The sequence below is a fragment of the Adlercreutzia sp. DFI.6.23 genome (assembly GCF_024462535.1).
Classification (GTDB): Bacteria; Actinomycetota; Coriobacteriia; order Coriobacteriales; family Eggerthellaceae; genus Adlercreutzia; species Adlercreutzia rubneri.
On sequence record NZ_JANGBP010000094.1, the window covers coordinates 1 to 434 of the forward strand.

Annotated in this window: 1 protein-coding gene; it reads right to left on the reverse strand. The window is 61.3% G+C overall.

What is annotated here, in order from left to right; genetic code table 11:
* On the reverse strand, positions 1 to 297 hold a 297-nt coding region (locus tag NE591_RS12495; RefSeq protein ID WP_256156774.1), incomplete at its 3' end, for a hypothetical protein.
* Between the last annotated feature and the right edge of the window lie 137 nt (positions 298 to 434).

Sequence of the window (434 nt, forward strand, 5' to 3'; positions counted from 1 at the left end):
GAGCGGAAAGGCACCGCCCGCCCCACCGGGCAGGGAGAAAACGCCCTTGCGCAGATCCATGCGGGTGAGCGGCACGACGCAGGCGAACAGCAGCATACCGAGGAGAAGGCCGGTGAAGGCAAGGTCGTGCACGATGTCGTGCATGCCGAACATCGCATCGGGAGCGCCGGCGTTGATGCCGGCGAAGATGGCCGCGTTGATGATGCCGTTCACCACGCCGTAGCCGATGAGGCACTTGTTCAGCGCGTAGGACTTGATGGACTTGGGAGCCTTTGCGATCTTGGAGGTCTTTGCCATGAAGCATTCCTTTCTTCTTGTTGCGCTCACTTGCGACCGCGCGCCCGCTCGCAACGTTTCACTGGTTTGAGCTGCCGCGACAGCGGGCCGCACGGAAATTGACCGACAAGCAGTATAGGAACCCGTGTTCCCTTTTC